Here is a 19,618-nt window from a genome sequence, read left to right on the forward strand (position 1 = left end):
CACTTGATATTTTGAAGCCAAAAACAATCAGCACAAACTGATAAATCAAGTTGCCTAAGTCAATAATGCGTATAGTAAGAAAGAATGCTATCTACCAGAATCTGTAGCATTCGATCAGATGAACATTCTCCACGGCTGACTGTTTGCTCGTTACTATTTTGTAAAATATTTAATACACTATCAATGCAATCTTTGATATACTATAACTAGTTGAATAACGGCTGAAGCTCTGAAAAAGGAGTTGATGCCATAAAGATATGTCTTTATCGCTTTTGTCCTGCTTTAATGCATAGGAAAAGCGATCCTTGAAAAATTTGTTAAAAGATATCGCTTCGAAAATAGTCGTTACACTTGTAGCTTACTATATTGTTGAAGTGATTAAAATCTTTATCACTTCTATTTTTGAGTAAAAAAAGACCACTATCTGCCCGACTAAAGTAAGATAGTGGCAACATTAAACAATCGGGCTTTAGTCAGAACTCAACTAAAGAGTCAGTGTATCAGCACTGACTTTTTTATAATCGTAATGATTATCGATTACCTTCTCAACAATTATACCTTATAAAGTCTCTGGAAAGCAACTTAGCATACTGATTTTTGTAAAATATTTAATACACTCTCAATGAAATCTTTGTTATACTATAACTAGTTGAATAAAGGCTGAAGCTCTGAAAAAGGAGTTGATGCCATAAAGATATGTCTTTATCGCTTTTGTCCTGCTTTATTGCTTAGGAAAAGCGGTCCTTGAAAGATTTGTTAAAAGATATCGCTTCGAAAATAGTCGTCACGCTTGTGGCTTACTATATTGTCGAAGGGATTAAACTTTTTATCACATTGATTTTTGGGTAAAAAAAGACCACTATCTGCTCAGCTAAAGTAAGATAGTGGCAATGCAATAATCTATCAAGCTTTAGTCAAAACTCAACTAAAGAGTCAGTGTTATCAGCACTGGCTTTTTTTGCAATCGCACTTAAGTGCAATTGCTTTCTCCTTTATTATACCTTATAAAGTATAAAAGGCACAACATAAGAGATATATAGCTCTCTTATGTTGTGCCTTTTCATCTATCAACCATTATTTTTTCAACATCCCATGCTCCGCCAAATAATCATGCGCAACGGTCGCCGGATCTTTTTGCTCCACATTCACTTGGTAATTCATCTCACTCATTTCTTCTTCCGTGATCTTACCTACTAAAGGCTGCAATAATTCTTTTAATTCCGGATATTTCTTAAGTGTCTCAGCTTTCAGCAATGGCGCTCCTTGATACGGTGGAAATAGTCGCTTATTATCTTTTAAAATCACCAAATCATACTGCTTCAATTCACTATCGGTCGAATAAGCGTCCACCACATTGACATCCCCATTATTGATTGCTTGGTAACGTAACGATGGCTCCATAGACTTGACATCGAAATTCAAGTTATACAGTTTTTGTAACCCTTTATAGCCGTCCTCACGATCAATAAATTCTAACGTAAAACCAGCTTTTAACTGACTTTCAACTTTTTTCAAATCTTCGATTGTTTTCAGCCCATTCTCTTCTGCGAATGATCGTTTAACTGCGACAGCATAGGTATTTTCATAACGCATTGGTTCTAAATAATCCATATTTTCTTGTTTTTTGATTTGATCTCGTGCATATTCGTATACTTCTCTTGGATCATTCGACGTGTTCGTATTGTCTTTCAAAAATGTTTCAAGTACGGTTCCGGTAAATTCAGGATAGACGTCGATTTCACCAGATTTTAGTGCGTTAAATAGGAAACTGGTTTTCCCAAAGTTTGATTTTAAGTTTACGTGGATATCGCTATTTGCTTCAATTAATTCTTTGTACATGTTAATTAAGATATCTGGTTCTGCACCTAATTTTCCTGCAACAGTGATTTCTTTTTGTTCTGTTTCTTGGTGGGTGTAGACAAACGATCCCACTAACAACGCAAGTAAGACCATAAATGCCGCTACGATTCGTTTGACTGTGGCTTTCTCCAACAAATGGATCCCGAAGTTAAACAAGACCGCTAAGACAGCAGAAGAAATTGCCCCAATCAAGATTAGATACACGTTGTTTCGGTCGATTCCTAGTAAGATGAACGTTCCTAGTCCACCTGCACCAATCAGAGCCGCAAGCGTTGCTGTTCCGATGATCATCACAGTCGCTGTACGAATACCTGAAATGATATACGGTAACGCTAACTGCAACTCAAACTTGATTAGTTTTTCCCGTTTATTCATCCCAAAGGCTTCGGCTGCTTCCTCCAATGAAGGATCGATTTCGGTCAAGCCTGTATACGTATTTTGTAAAATCGGAAAGAGTGCATAAATCACTAACGCTACAATTGCAGGTGGACTACCAATCCCAATAACTGGAATCAATAATCCTAATAAAGCTAGTGAGGGAATCGTTTGAAAAATTCCAGTGATTTGCAGAACAAACTCAGCAACTTTTTTATAATTCGTCAATAAAATCGCTAAAGGAATCGCGATAAGAATCGCAATCAGTAATGACAGTAACGAGAGTTGGATATGTTCGACAACCGCTTGAATAAAGTCTTCTTTACGGGCCGCAAATGTTTCTATCAATTTCCCCATATTATTGATCACCTTTTTCTATCTTCGTCTCTAAGAAACGCAAAATCGTTCGATCTGTGATTTCACCGATAGGTCCCTTCTCATCCACTAAGACAACGGTTGCTCCCTCAACAAGTAAACGAATTATAGCCGATACTGTCGTTTCTAATTCGATAGGTGTCCCACCCGCTACTTGACCATCTTCTACAAAACCTAACTCCAGTAAATCAGCAGCACAATAATTTTCTAAACTAGAGTGATCTTGTTGGAAGAATTGTGCAACAAAATCATTAGCTGGGTTACTTCTAATTTGTTCCGGGGAATCTGTTTGAACAATTTTTCCTTCTTTCATCACACAGATGCGGTCCCCTAAAAAGAGTGCTTCATTCATATCATGCGTTACAAAAACGACTGTGCTGGCTAACTCTTTATGCAACTCTTTGATTAATAATTGTAATTGCCCTTTGGAAATCGGATCTAAGGCACTGAAGGGCTCATCCATTAAAATGACATCTGGTTTTGCTGCAATCGCACGTAAAATTCCGATACGTTGCTGTTCACCACCAGATAATTCTGCTGGTTTTCGGTAAAGATATTCTTCTGGCGGTAAACTGACTTTTCTTAGTAACTCTTCTGTCTTTTCCCGTCTTTTAGCTTTGTTCCAGTGTTTCATTTCTGGAATCAATTCAATGTTTTCAGCAACTGTTAGATTAGGGAATAGTGCAATTTGTTGAAGAACATAGCCAATCGTCAAGCGTAATTCTTTTAAATTGTAGTCGATTAATCGTTTGTCGTTAAAATAAATATCCCCATCTGTCGGTTCAATCAATCGATTGATCATTTTTAAAGTGGTCGTTTTCCCGCTACCACTTGGACCGACTAATACAAAAAACTCACCGTCTTCAATTGAGACATCAAAGTCTTCTAATACTAACTGATCATTGTATTTCTTTGATACATTTTGAAAATCAATCATTTTTTCACCTCATTTTTCTTGTCTGCACTTGCTCTATATTTTCAGGTAATCTTTCTTTATATTTAAGTATGTTTATAAGTATACTTGAAAATGTTATTTGTTTCTAACGACTTGTTTCTATTGTATAGAAAAACCCCCTGACAACTGTCTGTCAGGGGGTTAAAATTTTAAGATTAGAGTCACAAATTTTATTTCGCCAAACGATAAATCGCATCCGCATAAATAGCTGTCGCACGGAATAAATCATCCAATGCCATAAACTCGTTGGCTTGGTGCATTGTGTCTGTATAGCCTGGGAACATTGCGCCATAGGCCACACCACGTTTTAGTAAACGTCCGTAAGTTCCGCCGCCAATGATTTGTTCATGGCCTTTTTGACCAGTATGGTCTTCATAGACTTGTAATAACGTTTCAACCAATGGATCATCTGCTGGAACGTAATGCGGTTCTTGGTTACGTCCACCTTGAACGATTTCAGCACCGATTGCACCTGCTGTAGATTTCACACCCGCCTCTAATTCAGCAGCTGTTGTTCCTTTAGGATAACGGAAATTCAAGCTCATAAAGTTGCCTTCTTCAGCATCTTTCTTGAAGACAAATAAACCAGCATTCATGGTTAATTTACCCATTTTAGTATCTTCAAAGGCTACGCCTAATTTTTCACCATAGAAATCTTCATGAACAAGTGTAGCGGCCACTTGGATAAATTCTTTCGCTGACCCAGCAAATGCATAGCTGTTTAAGAAAACTGCTAAGAATGTTGCCGCATTGATCCCAGATTGAGGGCTAGCGCCGTGTGCACCTTTCCCTACAACTTTGATCGTAACAGTTGTATCATTCGCTTCTAACTCACCAGAAATTGGTTCTTCCTCTACAAAAACACTGAATGCGCCTTGCATTTTTTCAGCAGCTTCAGCAGTTGGAACTGTGATCACGGCAGTCGCTGTACCTGGAACCATATTTTCACGTAATCCAGCATTAAAGCTTTCTAACCCATATTCACCTTCGCTTGATCCACCAAAGCGAGCGTATAATGATACATTCCCTTTTTCACCATTGATAATTGGGAATTCTGCATCTGGCGAGAAACCAAAATCAGGTTTTTCTTCGTGTTTGAAGTAATAATCCATATCACCCCAGCCGCTTTCTTCGTCACTACCCACGACAAAACGGACTTTTTTAGATAATGGTACACCTAAATCTTTGATAATTCTTAATGCATAATAAGCGGCCATACTTGGGCCTTTATCATCACTTGAACCACGTGCGAAGATTTTACCATCTTTGATGACAGGCTCGTAAGGATCAGTATCCCAGCCATCACCAGCAGGTACAACGTCCATGTGTCCGAAAATTCCTAATGTTTCATTGCCTTCGCCGTATTCGATATGACCAGCGTAGTTATCCACGTTTTTCACAACGAAACCATCACGTTCGCCATACGCTAACATATGTTTTAAGCCAGCAACAGGACCTGGGCCAAATGGTGCATCTGGTGTTACTTTAGAATCATCACGCTCGCTATTGATGCGTAATAAATTTTGTAAATCTTCTAATAGCGCATCTTTACGTACGTCTACTTCTTTTTGCCAATCAATTGTCATTTTTAGTCACTCCAATTCATTATTCTACCTCCCCATCATACCACTAACTGGCTTAAAAGAAAAAGGCAGGAACAGTTTTTTCCGCAATATTTTGCGCTTGATTCAAAACAGATTTATACTGGAAGTAAATCATGGAAGGAGACTACTGAGATGAAAGAATTATCACATGATGTTTTGAGTGCTGCAATCAAGTCACGTCCTCCCCATTCTCACAAAGGAACTTTTGGACGTTCTGTACTTATTGGTGGAAATGACCTGTACGGCGGAGCAATTATTATGAGTGCAGAGGCTTGTGTCAAATCCGGTTGTGGCTTAACTTCCGTTATAACTGCTGAAAAAAACCATACAGCTCTCCATGCTCGTTTACCTGAGGCGATGGTACTGGATTGGACGATCAGTCAAGAGTTCAACAATTTAGTAAATACAGCCGATGTTCTGTTGGTTGGACCCGGTTTAGGTATTGATTCCCATAGTCAACAGCTTTTAGAAAACGTCCTACTGCAGCAAAAATCATCGCAGTGGCTTGTGCTTGATGGATCTGCCATTACGTTATTTGCTCAAAATCATTATTCCTTAAACTATCCTGAACAGGTTGTATTCACACCTCATCAAATGGAATGGGAACGACTAAGCAAACTTAAAATCGTTGACCAAACGGTTCCAAACAATCGCGATGCACAAAAGCAATTAGGTGCAACGATTGTCTTAAAAAGTCACCGAACCGACATTTATACCGCTTCTTCACACTATCGAAATCCGTTAGGAACGCCCGCTATGGCAACTGGCGGCATGGGAGATACGCTTGCCGGTATGATTACTGGTTTTCTTGCTCAATTTGAAACGAAAGAAACTGCTCTTTGCGCTGCTGTTTATCTACACAGTTTGATTGGAGAAGAGTTAGGACAAGAAAACTACGTCGTATTACCTACTGAAATCAGCAACCACTTACCTTACTACATGAAAAAAGCAGAAGGTTTGACAAGAAGTGTTTAACTCCGAGAACCAACACTACGTTTTACAATAAATTCAGCTCATTTCCCACGCCTTCAACTTTTGGTACTTTAGCACTTATAATTGAATGCGCTCGAAGCAAAGTGTAGGAATTGCTTTAATGCTGACTGTAGCATACGCTCCTATTTTTTGATGGACGTGGATTTTTTTCACTAGACTTTCAGGTCCTTCCGTTGGTATACCCTATACGTTCCACCTAAGAACAAAATAATCAAGAGGCTCAACAGCACCACATTGCCGCTAGATAATCCTTTATCTAGCAAGTTACTTGGAATCCCCATATGTGTGGGAGATATTATTTTTGCCCAACTAAATGAGTCGTTTAAATCAGAAAATACTCCAATTAAAAAAAGGCCAAAAACAATTGCTAACGAAATACTTGTACTTTGTTTACTTGATTTTAAACCTGTTGAAACAAAAAAGCCAAGTGTTAAAAAAAACAACAAAATCAAACTTTCTTGTATAAATATCTTACTAATTTCTCTACTAATTGTTTGCACTGAATCTGTTTCTTGGCGGTACATCACGGTCGAGCCTATCGAAACGCCAAATGAACTCAACCAAAAGACAGCCAAAATAAGTAGGTTTGCTAGAAATTTGTTTGTTACAATTTCTCTACGTGTCACTGGTTGTGCATATAAAAATTCAATCGTTCCATCGGTCTCTTCTTTAATCAGCGCTTGACTGCCTAGCATCATAGCGTAAATTGATGCAGCTAGAAACATATATTGAAAATAATAAGCAAAGAAACCCGTAGCAACTGAGAAGCTCGCTTGACCACTCACACTGATATTAAATGTTTTCAAGAGTGCAGGAGAGAGCCCGTCTAATTTTGCGCCTAAGATATCTTCCATTGCAGAACTATGCATTTGAGGATAAATAGCACTAAAGCCAAAAATAATCACCGCAAATAATATCGTCCAAATAATTAGTCCCTTGATAAGTCCTTTGCTTTCAATTTTAGCCGTAATCATTTTACCTCTCCTCCTTCATACAACGCCATAAACTGATCTTCTAGTTCTGGATTTGTAATCGTGAAATCTTGAATCGATGTATCCCCTAACAGCGGTAAGACTTCCCGCAAATCGCCTTCATACAACAACCGTGTTTCATTTCCTTGGTGCTTTAAAATCGCTGCTCCCATCTTTTCAAATAAGGATAAGGGAATATGATCTCCCACCAATGTAATAACTTTACCTAGCGATTTTTCCTTTGTAATATCTTGAACGGTGATGATCTTTCCTTGTCGAATAAACGCAGCTCGGCGCGCATGTTGTTGCACCTCATTTAAATCGTGACTGGATAAAAAGATTGTCATGCCTTTTTTATTGTATTTTTCCAATTCTTCAAACAACCGATGTTGCATCAACGGATCCAATCCATTCGTAGGTTCATCTAAAATCAACAACTCGGGATTGGGCAAAATCCCTGCCGTAATGGCGATTTTCTTTTTATTTCCCAAGGACAGATCAGACATTTTTTTCTTCGCATTAATATCAAATAACTCTATAAAATAGTCGATTTGTTTTTTACTATTCTTTAGCTGATGAAAATCAGCCACATATTTAAGCACCTCACCCGTTGTCATATTTGGATAAAAACGGACATCACTTGATACATATCCTGTTCGCTTACGAATTTCCTTCGCCTCTTTAATACTATCTAAACCAAGTAAGGTAGCCGTCCCTTGATTTGGGTGAATAAAATTCAACATGGTTTTGATCGTGGTTGATTTTCCAGCACCACTCGGACCGATAAAACCATAGATTTCACCCTTTTCTACCGATAAATCTAGTTGATCGATGGCTGCTTGTTTTTTATATAATTTAGTCAATCCTTTAAGTTCAATGGCCTGCATTCTATGTTTCCTCCTCATTGGCTCGCTTATCGATTGGAGTATAGCTTTATCTCGGCTGAAGAGTCAAAGAAAATGTAATGAAAACTGTACTTTAGTACAAAACAGCAGTCTCCATTACATTCTTTTATCTATTCAGCTTCAACTTTTCAAGCTCTTCTTCAGTCAGCGTACGGTATTCCCCTAAAATCAGCTCTTCATCTAACCATAAACTCCCCATACGCAATCGTTTCAAATAAACAACTTTTTTATCGACTGCTTCAAACATGCGTTTTACTTGATGAAATTTTCCTTCTTGGATCGTCAGACGAATCTTTGATTGTTCATTTGTTTCATCCACTGATTCAATGATCAACTCGCTTGGTTTGACTTGCTCCTTATCGGTTAAAGCAAATCCTGCTGCAAAATGGCGAATATCTTCTTCCGTCACGATTCCTTGAATTATGGCAAAATATTCCTTATCTACATGTTTTTTTGGTGATAATAATTGATGTGCAAGCTGACCATCATTGGTTAACAATAGCAGCCCCTCTGTATCTTTATCTAAGCGACCAACAGGAAATATATCTTCACGGTAATCTTCGTCTTTCAATAAATCGATCACTGTTTGATCCCATTTATCTTCTGTTGCTGAAATTACCCCTTGGGGTTTATGCAGCAGATAATAATAGTATTTTTGGTACGTTAATTCTTCTCCAGCAAATTTAATGATATCTTGTTTCTCATCGATTTGCGTCTTACCATCTTTGACGATTTCATCATTGACAGTTACTAAATTTTTCTTCAATAGTTGTTTGGCTTCTTTACGACTGCCAACACCTGTTTCTGCTAGAAATTTGTCTAAACGCATGGTAACCTCCTAAATTTAACTGTCGAAAAGAGCTCATGCAGTCTCATCTTATCCCTCTCAACGGCTATTGTGTTTCTTCACACCTTTAAAAACAAATAGCGGAGCAATCGGCCCCGCTACTTGATTAGTTCTATTTTATGTTTAGTCTACGGCGAATTTTACCGACGCCTGCGCCTAATAACTTGTCTGCTAAACGTAGTTTTAACGTGATATAACCGTAAACTCCGCCACCAAAAGCAGCTACGATCAAGATGATCACAAAAGATTGAAACTTACGTGTTGGATCTAGGAATAAATACAGGAATTGTCTCATCAAGATCGCTGCGATCATCATAATCAATGTAATCAAGAAAATCAATAGCCCACGTCGTAATGTTAAACTAAAATTAAAATGGCTGACTTTTTTAATTTTTCTCATGATCAAGACACAAGATAATGTAAACCCGATCATTGTAGCAATCAACGGCCCATATACTTCAAACAATCGGATACTTGGATACTGAACAATCAATTTCAATGCTAATCCTAAGCCAAAGTACTTGATGGCAGCTTTATTCTCGTACATCCCCATCAACATTGTGGATGACAACATGTAAAGTCCCATAAATAGACCTGCAAAACAGGCTTGAATCAAGACCGATACGCCAAGATCATCTGGTGCATAAAACATTGTATAAAGAGGTTTTGCCAAAACGATCATACCAAAAGTCGCTGGTAGCATCACAAACATAAACAACTGTAAATTATTACTGATCAGTTTTGATAGATCTCTATATTTTTTTAAGGTAATTGCTTCAGTAATCAACGGTAACCCTGTAGCAGAGATAGAGGTTGCTAAGGCAATTACGACCATTGTCAACTTGTCTGGATTCGCATTAAAAATCGCAAAAAGTGTACGCAACTGACTGCCGGAATACGCTGTAAATGTATTCATAAAATTAGAAAACGTGAATTGATCGACTAATTTAAAGACGGTCACACCAGAACCTACGATGATAAACGGAAGTGCCTCTTTTAATGTCTCGGTCAATAAATCACGAGTTGACGCTTCATGTACATTGGCACTATGTTCTGCAAGATAATCAAACATTGGTTTTTGTTTTTGAAAATAGTAAAATAAGACAATGAGACTTGCCAACATGCCTATAAATGCCGCTAACGTTGATTGTGTTACTGCATCAACATAATTACCATCAATTACCTTCATGATAATAAACGCTGTCAACAGCATATAAAAAACACGCGCAACTTGTTCAACGATTTGTGACAACGCATATGGCATCATATCTTGATTTCCTTGGAAATAGCCTCGTACCACACTCATACACGGGAAAATCAAAACAGCTAAACTCAACGATCGCATCGTAGGGATCAATTCTTCTCCCCCACCAGACCATTTTGCCAACATAGGCGAGGCCAAATACATCACGATCGCAAAAATGCCTCCTAAAATAGCCATCAATTGTAGTGCTTTATAAAAAAGCTGACGACTAATTTTATATTCATTCAGTGAATTGTAATAAGACGTCTGTTTTGCGATAGCTGCAGGTATTCCTGCTGTAGATATTAATAAAAAGAGAGCGTATACGGTATACCCCATTGAAGATAAACTATTTGCTTCATTGGCGTGTTCTCCCATCCATGCATACCATGGGATAATATATACCGCACCCAACAAACGAGAAATTATATTACTAGCTGTCATCCAAGCCGATCCTTTAACCATTTTTTCTTGGTTGGTCAAGATCGGTTGATCAGCAGGATTTGGTTGATTTATCATTTAACTCCTCCAACTTTCTTTGAACATGCTTTCTTTATTTTAATTGTTAAATCAAGTATATGCAACGACTTTCTTGAATAAATTAACTTATTTATATTTTCCTAAACTTTTTCATCCAAAAACAGTCTTTTTCATTTCTAAAAAACCAAAAAAGTAAGTAAACACTTTATTTTTAACTATCTATTTTTTATGTATATTCCAAGACCGAAACAACCAATTATCAATTTAAAACTATAATTACAGGCCATATTTAATTAAAATATTTTTATTATGTGTTTGTTATTTTAAATTGCAATTTAATCTTAGAATTAGCTCGATCTCATTAATGATTTCTCAAGTTTTTTTTCGCCTCCACTAGCAAGCATCTTGAAGTTTTGACGTTTAAATTGTATGATGAATTTCTAAAGTTTTCTATCCCAAAAATCGTATATTCAGATTGTAGATACCACTTGGAGGCGTAATAATGACTATTTCTTTAGAAATAATTCGTGACTGTTTACTTAAAGAACATCTTTTGAAAGAATTTATTTCAGCAGAAGGCTGGTCTTTGACTCTACCTGCCTCGTTGAATAATAAAATGTTCGACACTTTTTCATATGATTCTCGTACAGTAAATGCTGATACACTTTTTTTCTGTAAAGGACTAAATTTTAAATCCGAGTATTTAGCAAAAGCTGTCGACTCGGGACTCGGCGTTTATTTAGCAGAACAACCTTATGATGTCCCTGCAACATTAGGTATCATTGTAACAGATATCAAAAAAGCAATGGCTGTCTTAAGCATGGCCTTTTACGATTATCCGCAAAATAAATTAAAGCTAATCGGTTTTACTGGTACAAAAGGAAAAACAACTGCCGCTTACTTTGCTAAATTCATTTTAGATCAGGCAACACATAAAAAAACAGCAATGTTGTCTACTATGAATTCTACTTTAGATGGTCAGACATTTTTCAAATCACATTTGACTACCCCTGAATCGCTTGATTTATATCGAATGATGGCCGAAGCAGTTGAAAATAACATGACTCACTTTATCATGGAAGTATCTTCACAAGCTTATAAAACCAATCGAGTGTATGGTTTATTTTTTGATGTAGGAATTTTCTTAAACATCACACCTGACCATATTAGCCCGATTGAACACCCAACATTCGATGATTATTTTTATTGCAAACGCCAGTTGATCAAACATTCAAAAACCATGGTTTTAAACCATGAATCTGATTACTTTCAATTATTGAAAGAGACAGCTGATCTTCATAAAGTTCCTTACATCGTTTACGGTAATCAAGCCTCTGTAAATACAGAGTATCTCTACCAAACGAACCCAGATGATTCACTTGCCTTTTCTATCGAAGCGAACAACGATACACTAGCTGTTTCTGGTGAGTATCACTTACGTCTAGGTGGGGATTTCAACAAAGGGAATGCATTAAGTGCCGTTCTCGCTAGTGCTTTAGTAGGTGCTACACGAAATGATTGTCAGCAAGGAATCAAGGAAACCACGGTTCCTGGCCGAATGGAATTATTAACAAATAAAAATGGGGCAAAAATCTATGTGGATTATGCGCACAATTACGACAGTTTAAAAAATCTTTTAACGTTTGTCAAAGAAGAACATCCTAGTGGTCGTTTAATTGTCGTGATTGGAAGTACGGGAAATAAAGCCATTTCTAGACGAAAAGATTTTGGCACTGTTTTATCGGAGCTGGCTGATGTTGCCATTTTAACGACTGATGATCCAGCGGATGAAAATCCGGCGGATATCTGTGCTGAGATTGCAGCTCATATTACAACAGATATTGAAATCAAAACAGTTCTTGACCGTAGCGAGGCAATCAAAGAGGCCTTGTCTTTATGCAGATCGGACGATGCAGTTGTTCTAGCTGGTAAGGGTGCTGACTTGTATCAAAAAGTCGGCGGGGAAGATACGCCTTATGAGGGTGACTTTTATATCGCAGAACGTTTGATACTTGACTAAAAACAACAAAGGCGGAGATAGAACTCTACGAGTCACCTCTCCGCCTCTTTTATTTTTATCAGCCCATCAACATCATTACAAGCGTCATCAATACCAAACTGATCAGAATACTTGCGGAAGAGGTAAATCCAACTGTTTCTTCTGACATTCCAGCTTTAACACTATTGATTACTGAAAAGGTCGGCATCGGCGCAACACTTAGAACGACTAACACGATACGCAACAATGGAGATAACGGCACCACGAAAGCAAATAATAACGCAAAAACTGCACCACACAGATAACGCCAAACTAGAACTTCTTTTACTAATTGCAAGGCTTTTTTAGGTAATTTTAGTTCAAAATATAACCCAATCATAAACATCGATAAAAAACCGTTTGCTTTTGCGATCATTTCTACTATGCCCAACACTTCCACAGGCAATCCAACTTGAATGATCCTCAGCAATAACATGACCATATAGACCGTAAAAGGCACTGATTTAAATAAAGACAAAACAATTCGCTTAAGCGTTGTCTCTTCTTTAGCTCCCACGATTTTATCGATCAACAACGTACTTCCGCCTGTCAGCATCACACTATTTCCGATATCAAACATCAAAAGAAATGGCACAGCCAACGGATAGAATCCTTGAATAAAAGGCAAACTAAAGTTGCCAATATTGTATCCTGACATTGAATACATTTGAAATTTCTGTTCTAAAACAGGCCGCTTTTTACTAACTCTCCCACCAATCAAAATCACCAATATATTCAAAAGGATTCCCATTATCAACAAGAAAAATAAGGTGCCCGAAACAACTACATTAGCTAAGCTAACAATGACTGTTGCAGGCAACGTAACATTTACAATAATAACAGATAACATTCCACCATCCACTTTACTTAACAAACCAATTCGTTTCATCAAATAACCCAAAAATATGACAAAACAAAACCCAATTGCTTGTAATAAAATTTCTTTCAACCAACTCGCACCTCACTTATCAATTTCTAGTATTCCTCTAAAGTATAGCAAAAAAATTGATTTCTTACCGAGTTCAACAAAAACAGCCACGTAAATTGATTTATGCAGCTGTCTTTTTCCCTTCATAAGTACAAGATAGTGTTAGTATTAAGGTCGTATCAGGAGCTTAATACTACTAGCATCAACTCGCACCTTCCTGTGTTTTGAAGCACTAAGAGAACAGTCAAAAAATTTTTGATTCTGGTGGTAAAAATGATTTCAGAGGGATGTTACTCAATTTTTTTGAGACTAGATAGGTCTTCTTCAGTATCCATTTTCTCCCTCATGCAAAATATTTATAGAAAGTAAAAAAAATGAACCACCTATCAGCTAATTAATGATAAACTAATCGTAACGATATACTAGGCAAATACATATGCAAATAAAGGAGCTTCACTCATGAACTTGAAACAATCTATCCCATCAGACTTCAGCGGTTTTGTTAACGTCACATCAAATAATGAATCGTTACTATTCGAAGCTTTTGGGTACCGAGATCTTCCTAACAAACTAAAAAATACTGTTGATACGGCTTTCGGTACAGCATCCGGCAGTAAAACTTTCGTTGCAGTTGCCATTATGAAACTGATAGAAGAAAAGAAAATTGGGATCGATCAACCTATCAACCAAATTATCTCAAAAAAAATGCCGAATATCGACCCTAGCGTTACTGTGCACCAACTACTCAATCACACTTCTGGGATTGGAGATTATTATGATGAAGAAGAACTTAATGATTATGCTGAATTATGGGAAGATTATCCTAATTATAAAATACGCAAAAACAGCGCTCTTCTCCCACTTTTTATTGATAAAAAAATGGTCGACACACCGGGGAAAAAATTTCAATATAATAATACAGGCTATGTTCTTTTAGCTACGATCATCGAGGAACTCACTCGTCAGAATTTTGATACCTATTTGAAACAAGTGATTTTCGATCCTGCTGATATGACTTCAACAGGTTACTTTGCCTTAGATCGGTTGCCTGCCAATACCGCGAATGCGTACATCTATGATGAAGAATCAAAAGAATATTATAGCAATATTTATAGCATAGATGTTAAAGGCACTGGCGCTGGTGGTTGTTTTACTACCTTAAAAGATCTTGAACGTTTTTGGCAGACATTGTTAAGTGGAAAAATACTTTCTACCCACGCAGTCAATCTAATGCAAACAATGCAAGCTTCTGATTATTACGGTTATGGTTTTTGGATTGCAAAAAAGAATGAACGGACTTTCCCTTATATGCAGGGACAAGACCCAGGTATTTCGTTTATATCTTCGTATGATCGCTCCTTGAACAAAACCATCACAATTATGAGTAATTTGGGACAAGATGTGTGGGCATTGCACAAAGAACTTTCTGCCGTTTTACTTTAAAAAATAGGTACTTCCATTAATAATATGAATAAAAGGGCGTGAGATCATGAAACAACGAAAAATTCACAATTGTTTAGATGGCTGTTCTGTAGAATCAACCTTGCAATTCATTTCAGGCAAGTGGAAATGTGTCCTACTATACCATTTGATTTTTGAAGGTGCTTATCGTTACAGTGAATTACAACGCTTTGTCCCTGGCATTACCAAACGAATGTTGAGCTTACAGTTAAAAGAGTTAGAAATAGATGGCCTTATTCAACGAAACGTACTACGGGAAAAACCGATTGCTGTGAGTTATTCCATAACGGATTATGGCCAAACCTTAGCTCCTGTTATTGAGGCACTGTATCATTGGGGCAATTCATTTAATACGCAACAGTCAAAATCACAAGTACATTAAACGATGGTATAAAAAAATTCCCCGATTTACAACGATGCATGCTTCCTTTACACTAAAGTCACTTATTGCTTATGCGATAAACGTTCAAGTAAATGGAGGAAAACCAATTGACTACAAATACACCAGAAAAAAGACAAGAGATTTTAACCGCTTTTGAACACCGTCATGCTACAAAAGGATTTGACCCCGCTAAAAAAATCCCGACAGAAGATTGGGAAACAATTTTAGAAGCTGCTCGTTTGTCTCCTAGTTCGTTTGGGTATGAACCATGGGCATTTTTACTAATTGAAAACCCGCAGATAAAAGAAGAGTTGAAAGAATTTGCTTGGGGCGCAATCAACAGTTTAAACGGAGCCAGTCATTTTATCATAGCGCTAGCACGTAAAAATGTTACAGCGGAAAGCGCACATGTCAAACACATGGTAGAAGACGTGTTTGGTCTACCGTTTTCAGCCGATGCTCCACAGACTGGAATGTTCAAGGAATTTCAGACAAAAGATTTTGATTTAAATAGTGAGCGTTCACTATTTGACTGGGCATCGAAACAAACCTATATCCCTTTGGCCAATATGATGACCACTGCAGCGTTGTTGAACATAGATAGTTGTCCAATTGAAGGCTTTGATCGAGTTGAATTAGAAGCTTATTTAAGTGAAAAAGGGCTATTAGATCGCTCCGAATTTGGTGTTTCTTATATGCTTGGATTAGGCTATCGCAGTGGAAAAATACCACTAAAAAAACGACAAGCAAAAGAGGACATTTTCACAACGGTTGTCTAAAAAGACCTATTTACACGTTTATATAAATAAAAATCGACTATTCCTCTTAGATTCAGTACTCTTTTTACTGATCACTAAGGTAGTAGTCGATTTTTAGTCTTACTTCTTCACTACTGAAGGTTTAAACCCTTTCAATCTCAATGCATTCAACAATACAGAAACTGAACTAAAACTCATTGCAGCGCCTGCGATCATCGGATTCAACAATGGTCCACCGAATAAGTACAAAACACCCATCGCTACTGGAATGCCTAATGTATTATACGCGAATGCCCAGAATAGATTCTCTTTGATATTCTTAATTGTCGCCTTACTCAACTCTACCGCTGTCGGTACATCCATCAAATCACTGCGCATCAATACGATATCAGCTGATTCCATTGCAACATCTGTCCCAGACCCAATCGCGATTCCGATATCCGCTTGGGCTAACGCTGGTGCATCATTGATTCCATCACCAACCATGGCAACTTTCCTACCTTCTTTTTGAAGTTTCATTACTTCATTTGCTTTATCTTCTGGTAAGACTTCACTTAAGACACGATTGATTCCGACTTGTTTCGCAATTGCTTGAGCTGTTCGTTTGTTGTCTCCTGTAATCATCGCCACTTCGATACCCATTTGATGTAGTTTTTTGATTGCCGGGATACTGTTTGGTTTGATTGTATCTGCAACTGCGATAATTCCTGCAATGCTACCGTCTTTTGCAATATACATCGGTGTTTTTCCTTGTTCTGCTAATTGATCGGAGGTAACGCTTAAATTTCCTAAAGAAATGTTGCGGTCATCCATCAATTTTTTATTTCCTAATAGTAAACGGCTACCTTCGATCATCACTTCGATCCCATGCCCTGGAATTGCATTAAACTCTTCTGTTGCAGCAAAAGCTAAGTTGCTCTCCTCTGCCCCGTTGACGATTGCTTCACCTAGCGGATGTTCTGATCCTTTTTCAGCAGATGCCGCTAAACGGAGTAACTCATCTTGTTCCATGCCATTTGTAGTTATGATGTCTGTGACTTTCGGTTTCCCTTCAGTGATGGTTCCTGTTTTATCGAAAACGATTGTTTGAATTTTATGCGTTGTTTCAAGAGCATCGCCACTTTTGATCAGTACGCCATTTTCAGCGCCTTTTCCTGTTCCAACCATGATTGCTGTCGGTGTTGCTAGTCCTAACGCACATGGACAAGCGATAACTAAAACAGAAATCGTGATCGTCAATGCAAAGACCCAAGATTCTTGTCCTAAGAAATACCAAGCTAAGCCAGCTAACATAGATAAAACCATTACGATCGGTACAAAGACACCAGAAATTTTATCCGCCATTTTGGCAATCGGTGCTTTGGAGCCTTGCGCATCTTCTACTAATTTGATGATTTGAGACAATGCTGTATCTTTGCCGACTTTAGTTGCTTTAAAACGGAAGCTACCATTCTTGTTAATACTTGCACCGATAACATTATCACCGACTTTTTTCTCAACTGGCATACTTTCGCCTGTCAGCATTGATTCATCAATGGCTGATGAGCCTTCAATCACCACACCGTCTACCGGAATTTTTTCTCCTGGACGAACAATGATCGTATCATCTAACTGAACGCTGTCTACTGGAATTTCCATTTCTTGACCATTACGGAAAACGCGAGCATTTTTTGGTGCCAAGCCCATTAATTTTTTGATTGCTTCTGATGTTTTTCCTTTTGAAACAGCTTCAAAATATTTTCCCAATGTGATCAAGGTTAAAATCACGCCAGCTGATTCATAGTAAAGGGCCATTGTAAATTGTGGATCACCAGCAAAAATCATCGCTGTTCCATACAAACTGTATGCTACAGCCGCACTTGTTCCTAAAGCAACTAAAGAGTCCATATTAGGATGACCTTTGACGAATGCTTTAAACCCAACCGTAAAGAAGCTTCTCCCTAGATACAATACTGGAATCGTTAAAATCAATTGCACCATCGCAAATGTGGCCGGATGCATCATTGGATCTAAAAATGCGGGTAGTGGTAACCCAATCATATGCCCCATTGCGACGTATAATAATGGCACCGTAAAAACTGCTGATAACCAAAAACGTTGCCACATATCCTTGATATGCTTTTGCTTTTTCTCGCGGTCTTTGTCTACAGTATCTGCAGAATCTACTTGCTCAATTGCCTCATAGCCTGCATCTGATACGGCTTTGGTAATATCTGCGCTATTTAAAACAGCGGGATCAAAGTCGACCACCATTTTTTCTGTGGCTAAATTGACAGAAGCTTTTGTGACTCCTCTTAATTTACTTATTGCTTTTTCAACCGTTTGCGCACATGAGGCACACGTCATTCCAACAATATCAAATGTTCGTTGTTGAACATTCCTTAACGCTTCATACCCCGCATCTGACACTGCTTTTTGAATGTCTTGTTCTGATAGTTTACTTTCATCGTATTCAACATTTAACTTTTCTGTGGCTAGATTGACACTTGCTTTTGACACACCAGCGAGTTTAGCAGTGGCTTTTTCTACTGTTTGTGCGCATGACGCACAGGTCATTCCTTCTATATCAAAGGTTTTTGCTTCCATTTCTCTCCATCTCCTTTGTTTTATTTTTGGCTTTATAAACTAAACGACTATAATTGTAGTCAATCTATTTCTTCTTTATTTTAAGGTAGGATAATAGAATTGTCAATACAAAAAGCAGACCTATACTCACGATCAAATTTACTATTCCTTTCAATTATAAATCGTATTTTAACTCTTCATTTGGGCAAAGCCTTGCACGATTGTAAGCCAGTACCCTGTCATTGAGATGATATGCACTCCATCTTCAGTATCATTATTATAATTATCTAAATCCAAGAGAGCTGTGCGCTGATACATTTCTACCGCTTTTTCTTCCATTCCTAATTCTGCTGCTAAAATCGCATCAACACTTGCCGATAAAGATGACTCATAAACAGTCATCGGCTCATAGAATAAGAAATTTCGCTCTCTTTCCGCTCAAGAAAAACGTTCACCAAAGTAATAAATCCCTTGTAACATATCTGCTTGTTTGATAAAGCAAGAACCTAAAATACAATCCCAAGACCAATGTTGATTCAATAGTAAATCATCTAATGATAATGCTGTTTTCGGCATAAAATCCTTATCTAAGAAAGTATCATGCTATACGAAAGCGCCTAACTTTTCATAAAGTTGAGAATTGACTATAGTTTCACGTCAAAAGAATTAACGGCTTCTACCTACAAAATCGTTTTTGATAGAAAAATACGCCTATAATCAGCGATCATTTTGGTGTTTCAGTTAGTATACAATACTAATCTTACATGCAATAAGGTGAAGTCAATTCCTTTTGCGTACGTTTTTTTGTCTCATTTTAATTGATAATGATAAACTAACGATAAGACAGTTTTAGCATGATAACAAGAAGAGAGTAGGAA

Annotated in this window: 14 protein-coding genes and 1 pseudogene; 5 read left to right on the forward strand and 10 right to left on the reverse strand. The window is 37.5% G+C overall.

What is annotated here, in order from left to right; genetic code table 11:
* Positions 1–1,074: 1,074 nt before the first annotated feature.
* The 3 genes from AC1PU0_RS15295 to pepV form a co-directional block, all read right to left on the reverse strand.
* Positions 1,075–2,592 carry an ABC transporter permease/substrate-binding protein gene (locus AC1PU0_RS15295; RefSeq protein ID WP_206850036.1) on the reverse strand — a complete coding sequence of 506 codons (1,518 nt, stop codon included), beginning with the start codon at positions 2,590–2,592 and terminating at the stop codon, positions 1,075–1,077.
* Between the two features lies 1 nt (position 2,593).
* Positions 2,594–3,547, reverse strand: coding sequence for an ABC transporter ATP-binding protein (locus AC1PU0_RS15300; protein WP_206850038.1), 954 nt, complete (start codon positions 3,545–3,547; stop codon positions 2,594–2,596).
* A 188-nt stretch (positions 3,548–3,735) separates the two neighbouring features.
* Positions 3,736–5,151 carry a dipeptidase PepV gene (gene pepV, locus AC1PU0_RS15305; RefSeq protein ID WP_206850040.1) on the reverse strand — a complete coding sequence of 472 codons (1,416 nt, stop codon included), beginning with the start codon at positions 5,149–5,151 and terminating at the stop codon, positions 3,736–3,738.
* 150 nt (positions 5,152–5,301) lie between these two features.
* Here pepV and AC1PU0_RS15310 point away from each other — a divergent pair, with 150 nt between their 5' ends.
* Positions 5,302–6,144 (forward strand): NAD(P)H-hydrate dehydratase, encoded by an 843-nt coding sequence (locus AC1PU0_RS15310; protein WP_069654969.1) that lies wholly within the window; start codon positions 5,302–5,304, stop codon positions 6,142–6,144.
* A gap of 170 nt (positions 6,145–6,314) precedes the next feature.
* Here the strand turns inward: AC1PU0_RS15310 and AC1PU0_RS15315 are convergent, their stop codons facing one another.
* The 4 genes from AC1PU0_RS15315 to AC1PU0_RS15330 all read right to left on the reverse strand — a co-directional run bounded on the left by AC1PU0_RS15315 (position 6,315) and on the right by AC1PU0_RS15330 (position 10,647).
* Positions 6,315–7,136: an ABC transporter permease subunit gene (locus tag AC1PU0_RS15315; protein ID WP_206850041.1), complete on the reverse strand. Its 822-nt coding sequence runs from the start codon at positions 7,134–7,136 to the stop codon at positions 6,315–6,317.
* Positions 7,133–8,020, reverse strand: coding sequence for an ABC transporter ATP-binding protein (locus tag AC1PU0_RS15320; RefSeq protein WP_206850043.1), 888 nt, complete (start codon positions 8,018–8,020; stop codon positions 7,133–7,135). Before AC1PU0_RS15320 ends, AC1PU0_RS15315 begins: the two co-directional genes overlap by 4 nt.
* 124 nt (positions 8,021–8,144) lie before the next feature.
* The gene (locus AC1PU0_RS15325) at positions 8,145–8,867 is read right to left on the reverse strand and encodes a pseudouridine synthase (RefSeq protein ID WP_206850045.1); all 723 of its coding nucleotides are present in this window, start codon (positions 8,865–8,867) and stop codon (positions 8,145–8,147) included.
* Positions 8,868–8,997: 130 nt separating this feature from the next.
* A complete protein-coding gene (locus tag AC1PU0_RS15330; RefSeq protein WP_069654965.1) occupies positions 8,998–10,647 on the reverse strand; it encodes a putative polysaccharide biosynthesis protein in 1,650 nt (549 codons plus the stop codon).
* Between the two features lie 463 nt (positions 10,648–11,110).
* Here AC1PU0_RS15330 and AC1PU0_RS15335 point away from each other — a divergent pair, with 463 nt between their 5' ends.
* The gene (locus AC1PU0_RS15335) at positions 11,111–12,628 is read left to right on the forward strand and encodes a UDP-N-acetylmuramoyl-L-alanyl-D-glutamate--L-lysine ligase (protein ID WP_206850047.1); all 1,518 of its coding nucleotides are present in this window, start codon (positions 11,111–11,113) and stop codon (positions 12,626–12,628) included.
* Positions 12,629–12,686: 58 nt separating this feature from the next.
* On the opposite strand, the gene AC1PU0_RS15340 is transcribed toward AC1PU0_RS15335, so the two are convergent.
* Entirely contained in the window at positions 12,687–13,595 is a 909-nt protein-coding gene (locus AC1PU0_RS15340) for an AEC family transporter (RefSeq protein WP_083241824.1), read from the reverse strand.
* A gap of 438 nt (positions 13,596–14,033) precedes the next feature.
* Between AC1PU0_RS15340 and AC1PU0_RS15345 the strand changes: the two genes are divergently transcribed.
* From AC1PU0_RS15345 to AC1PU0_RS15355, 3 genes are all read left to right on the forward strand, one after another.
* Positions 14,034–15,017 carry a serine hydrolase domain-containing protein gene (locus tag AC1PU0_RS15345; protein ID WP_206850049.1) on the forward strand — a complete coding sequence of 328 codons (984 nt, stop codon included), beginning with the start codon at positions 14,034–14,036 and terminating at the stop codon, positions 15,015–15,017.
* Positions 15,018–15,063: 46 nt separating this feature from the next.
* A complete protein-coding gene (locus AC1PU0_RS15350; protein WP_069654962.1) occupies positions 15,064–15,417 on the forward strand; it encodes a winged helix-turn-helix transcriptional regulator in 354 nt (117 codons plus the stop codon).
* Between the two features lie 107 nt (positions 15,418–15,524).
* Complete coding sequence (locus tag AC1PU0_RS15355) at positions 15,525–16,196, forward strand: NAD(P)H-dependent oxidoreductase (RefSeq protein WP_479998542.1); 672 nt, start codon at positions 15,525–15,527, stop codon at positions 16,194–16,196.
* 99 nt (positions 16,197–16,295) lie between these two features.
* On the opposite strand, the gene AC1PU0_RS15360 is transcribed toward AC1PU0_RS15355, so the two are convergent.
* Together AC1PU0_RS15360 and AC1PU0_RS15365 are read right to left on the reverse strand one after the other, a co-directional pair.
* Entirely contained in the window at positions 16,296–18,761 is a 2,466-nt protein-coding gene (locus AC1PU0_RS15360) for a heavy metal translocating P-type ATPase (protein WP_479998543.1), read from the reverse strand.
* Positions 18,762–18,932: 171 nt separating this feature from the next.
* Positions 18,933–19,343, reverse strand: a pseudogene (locus AC1PU0_RS15365) (glycoside hydrolase family 65 protein); the annotation flags it as partial.
* Positions 19,344–19,618: the final 275 nt, after the last annotated feature.

Source organism: Enterococcus sp. XAF26B05_ASV22 (assembly GCF_056727285.1).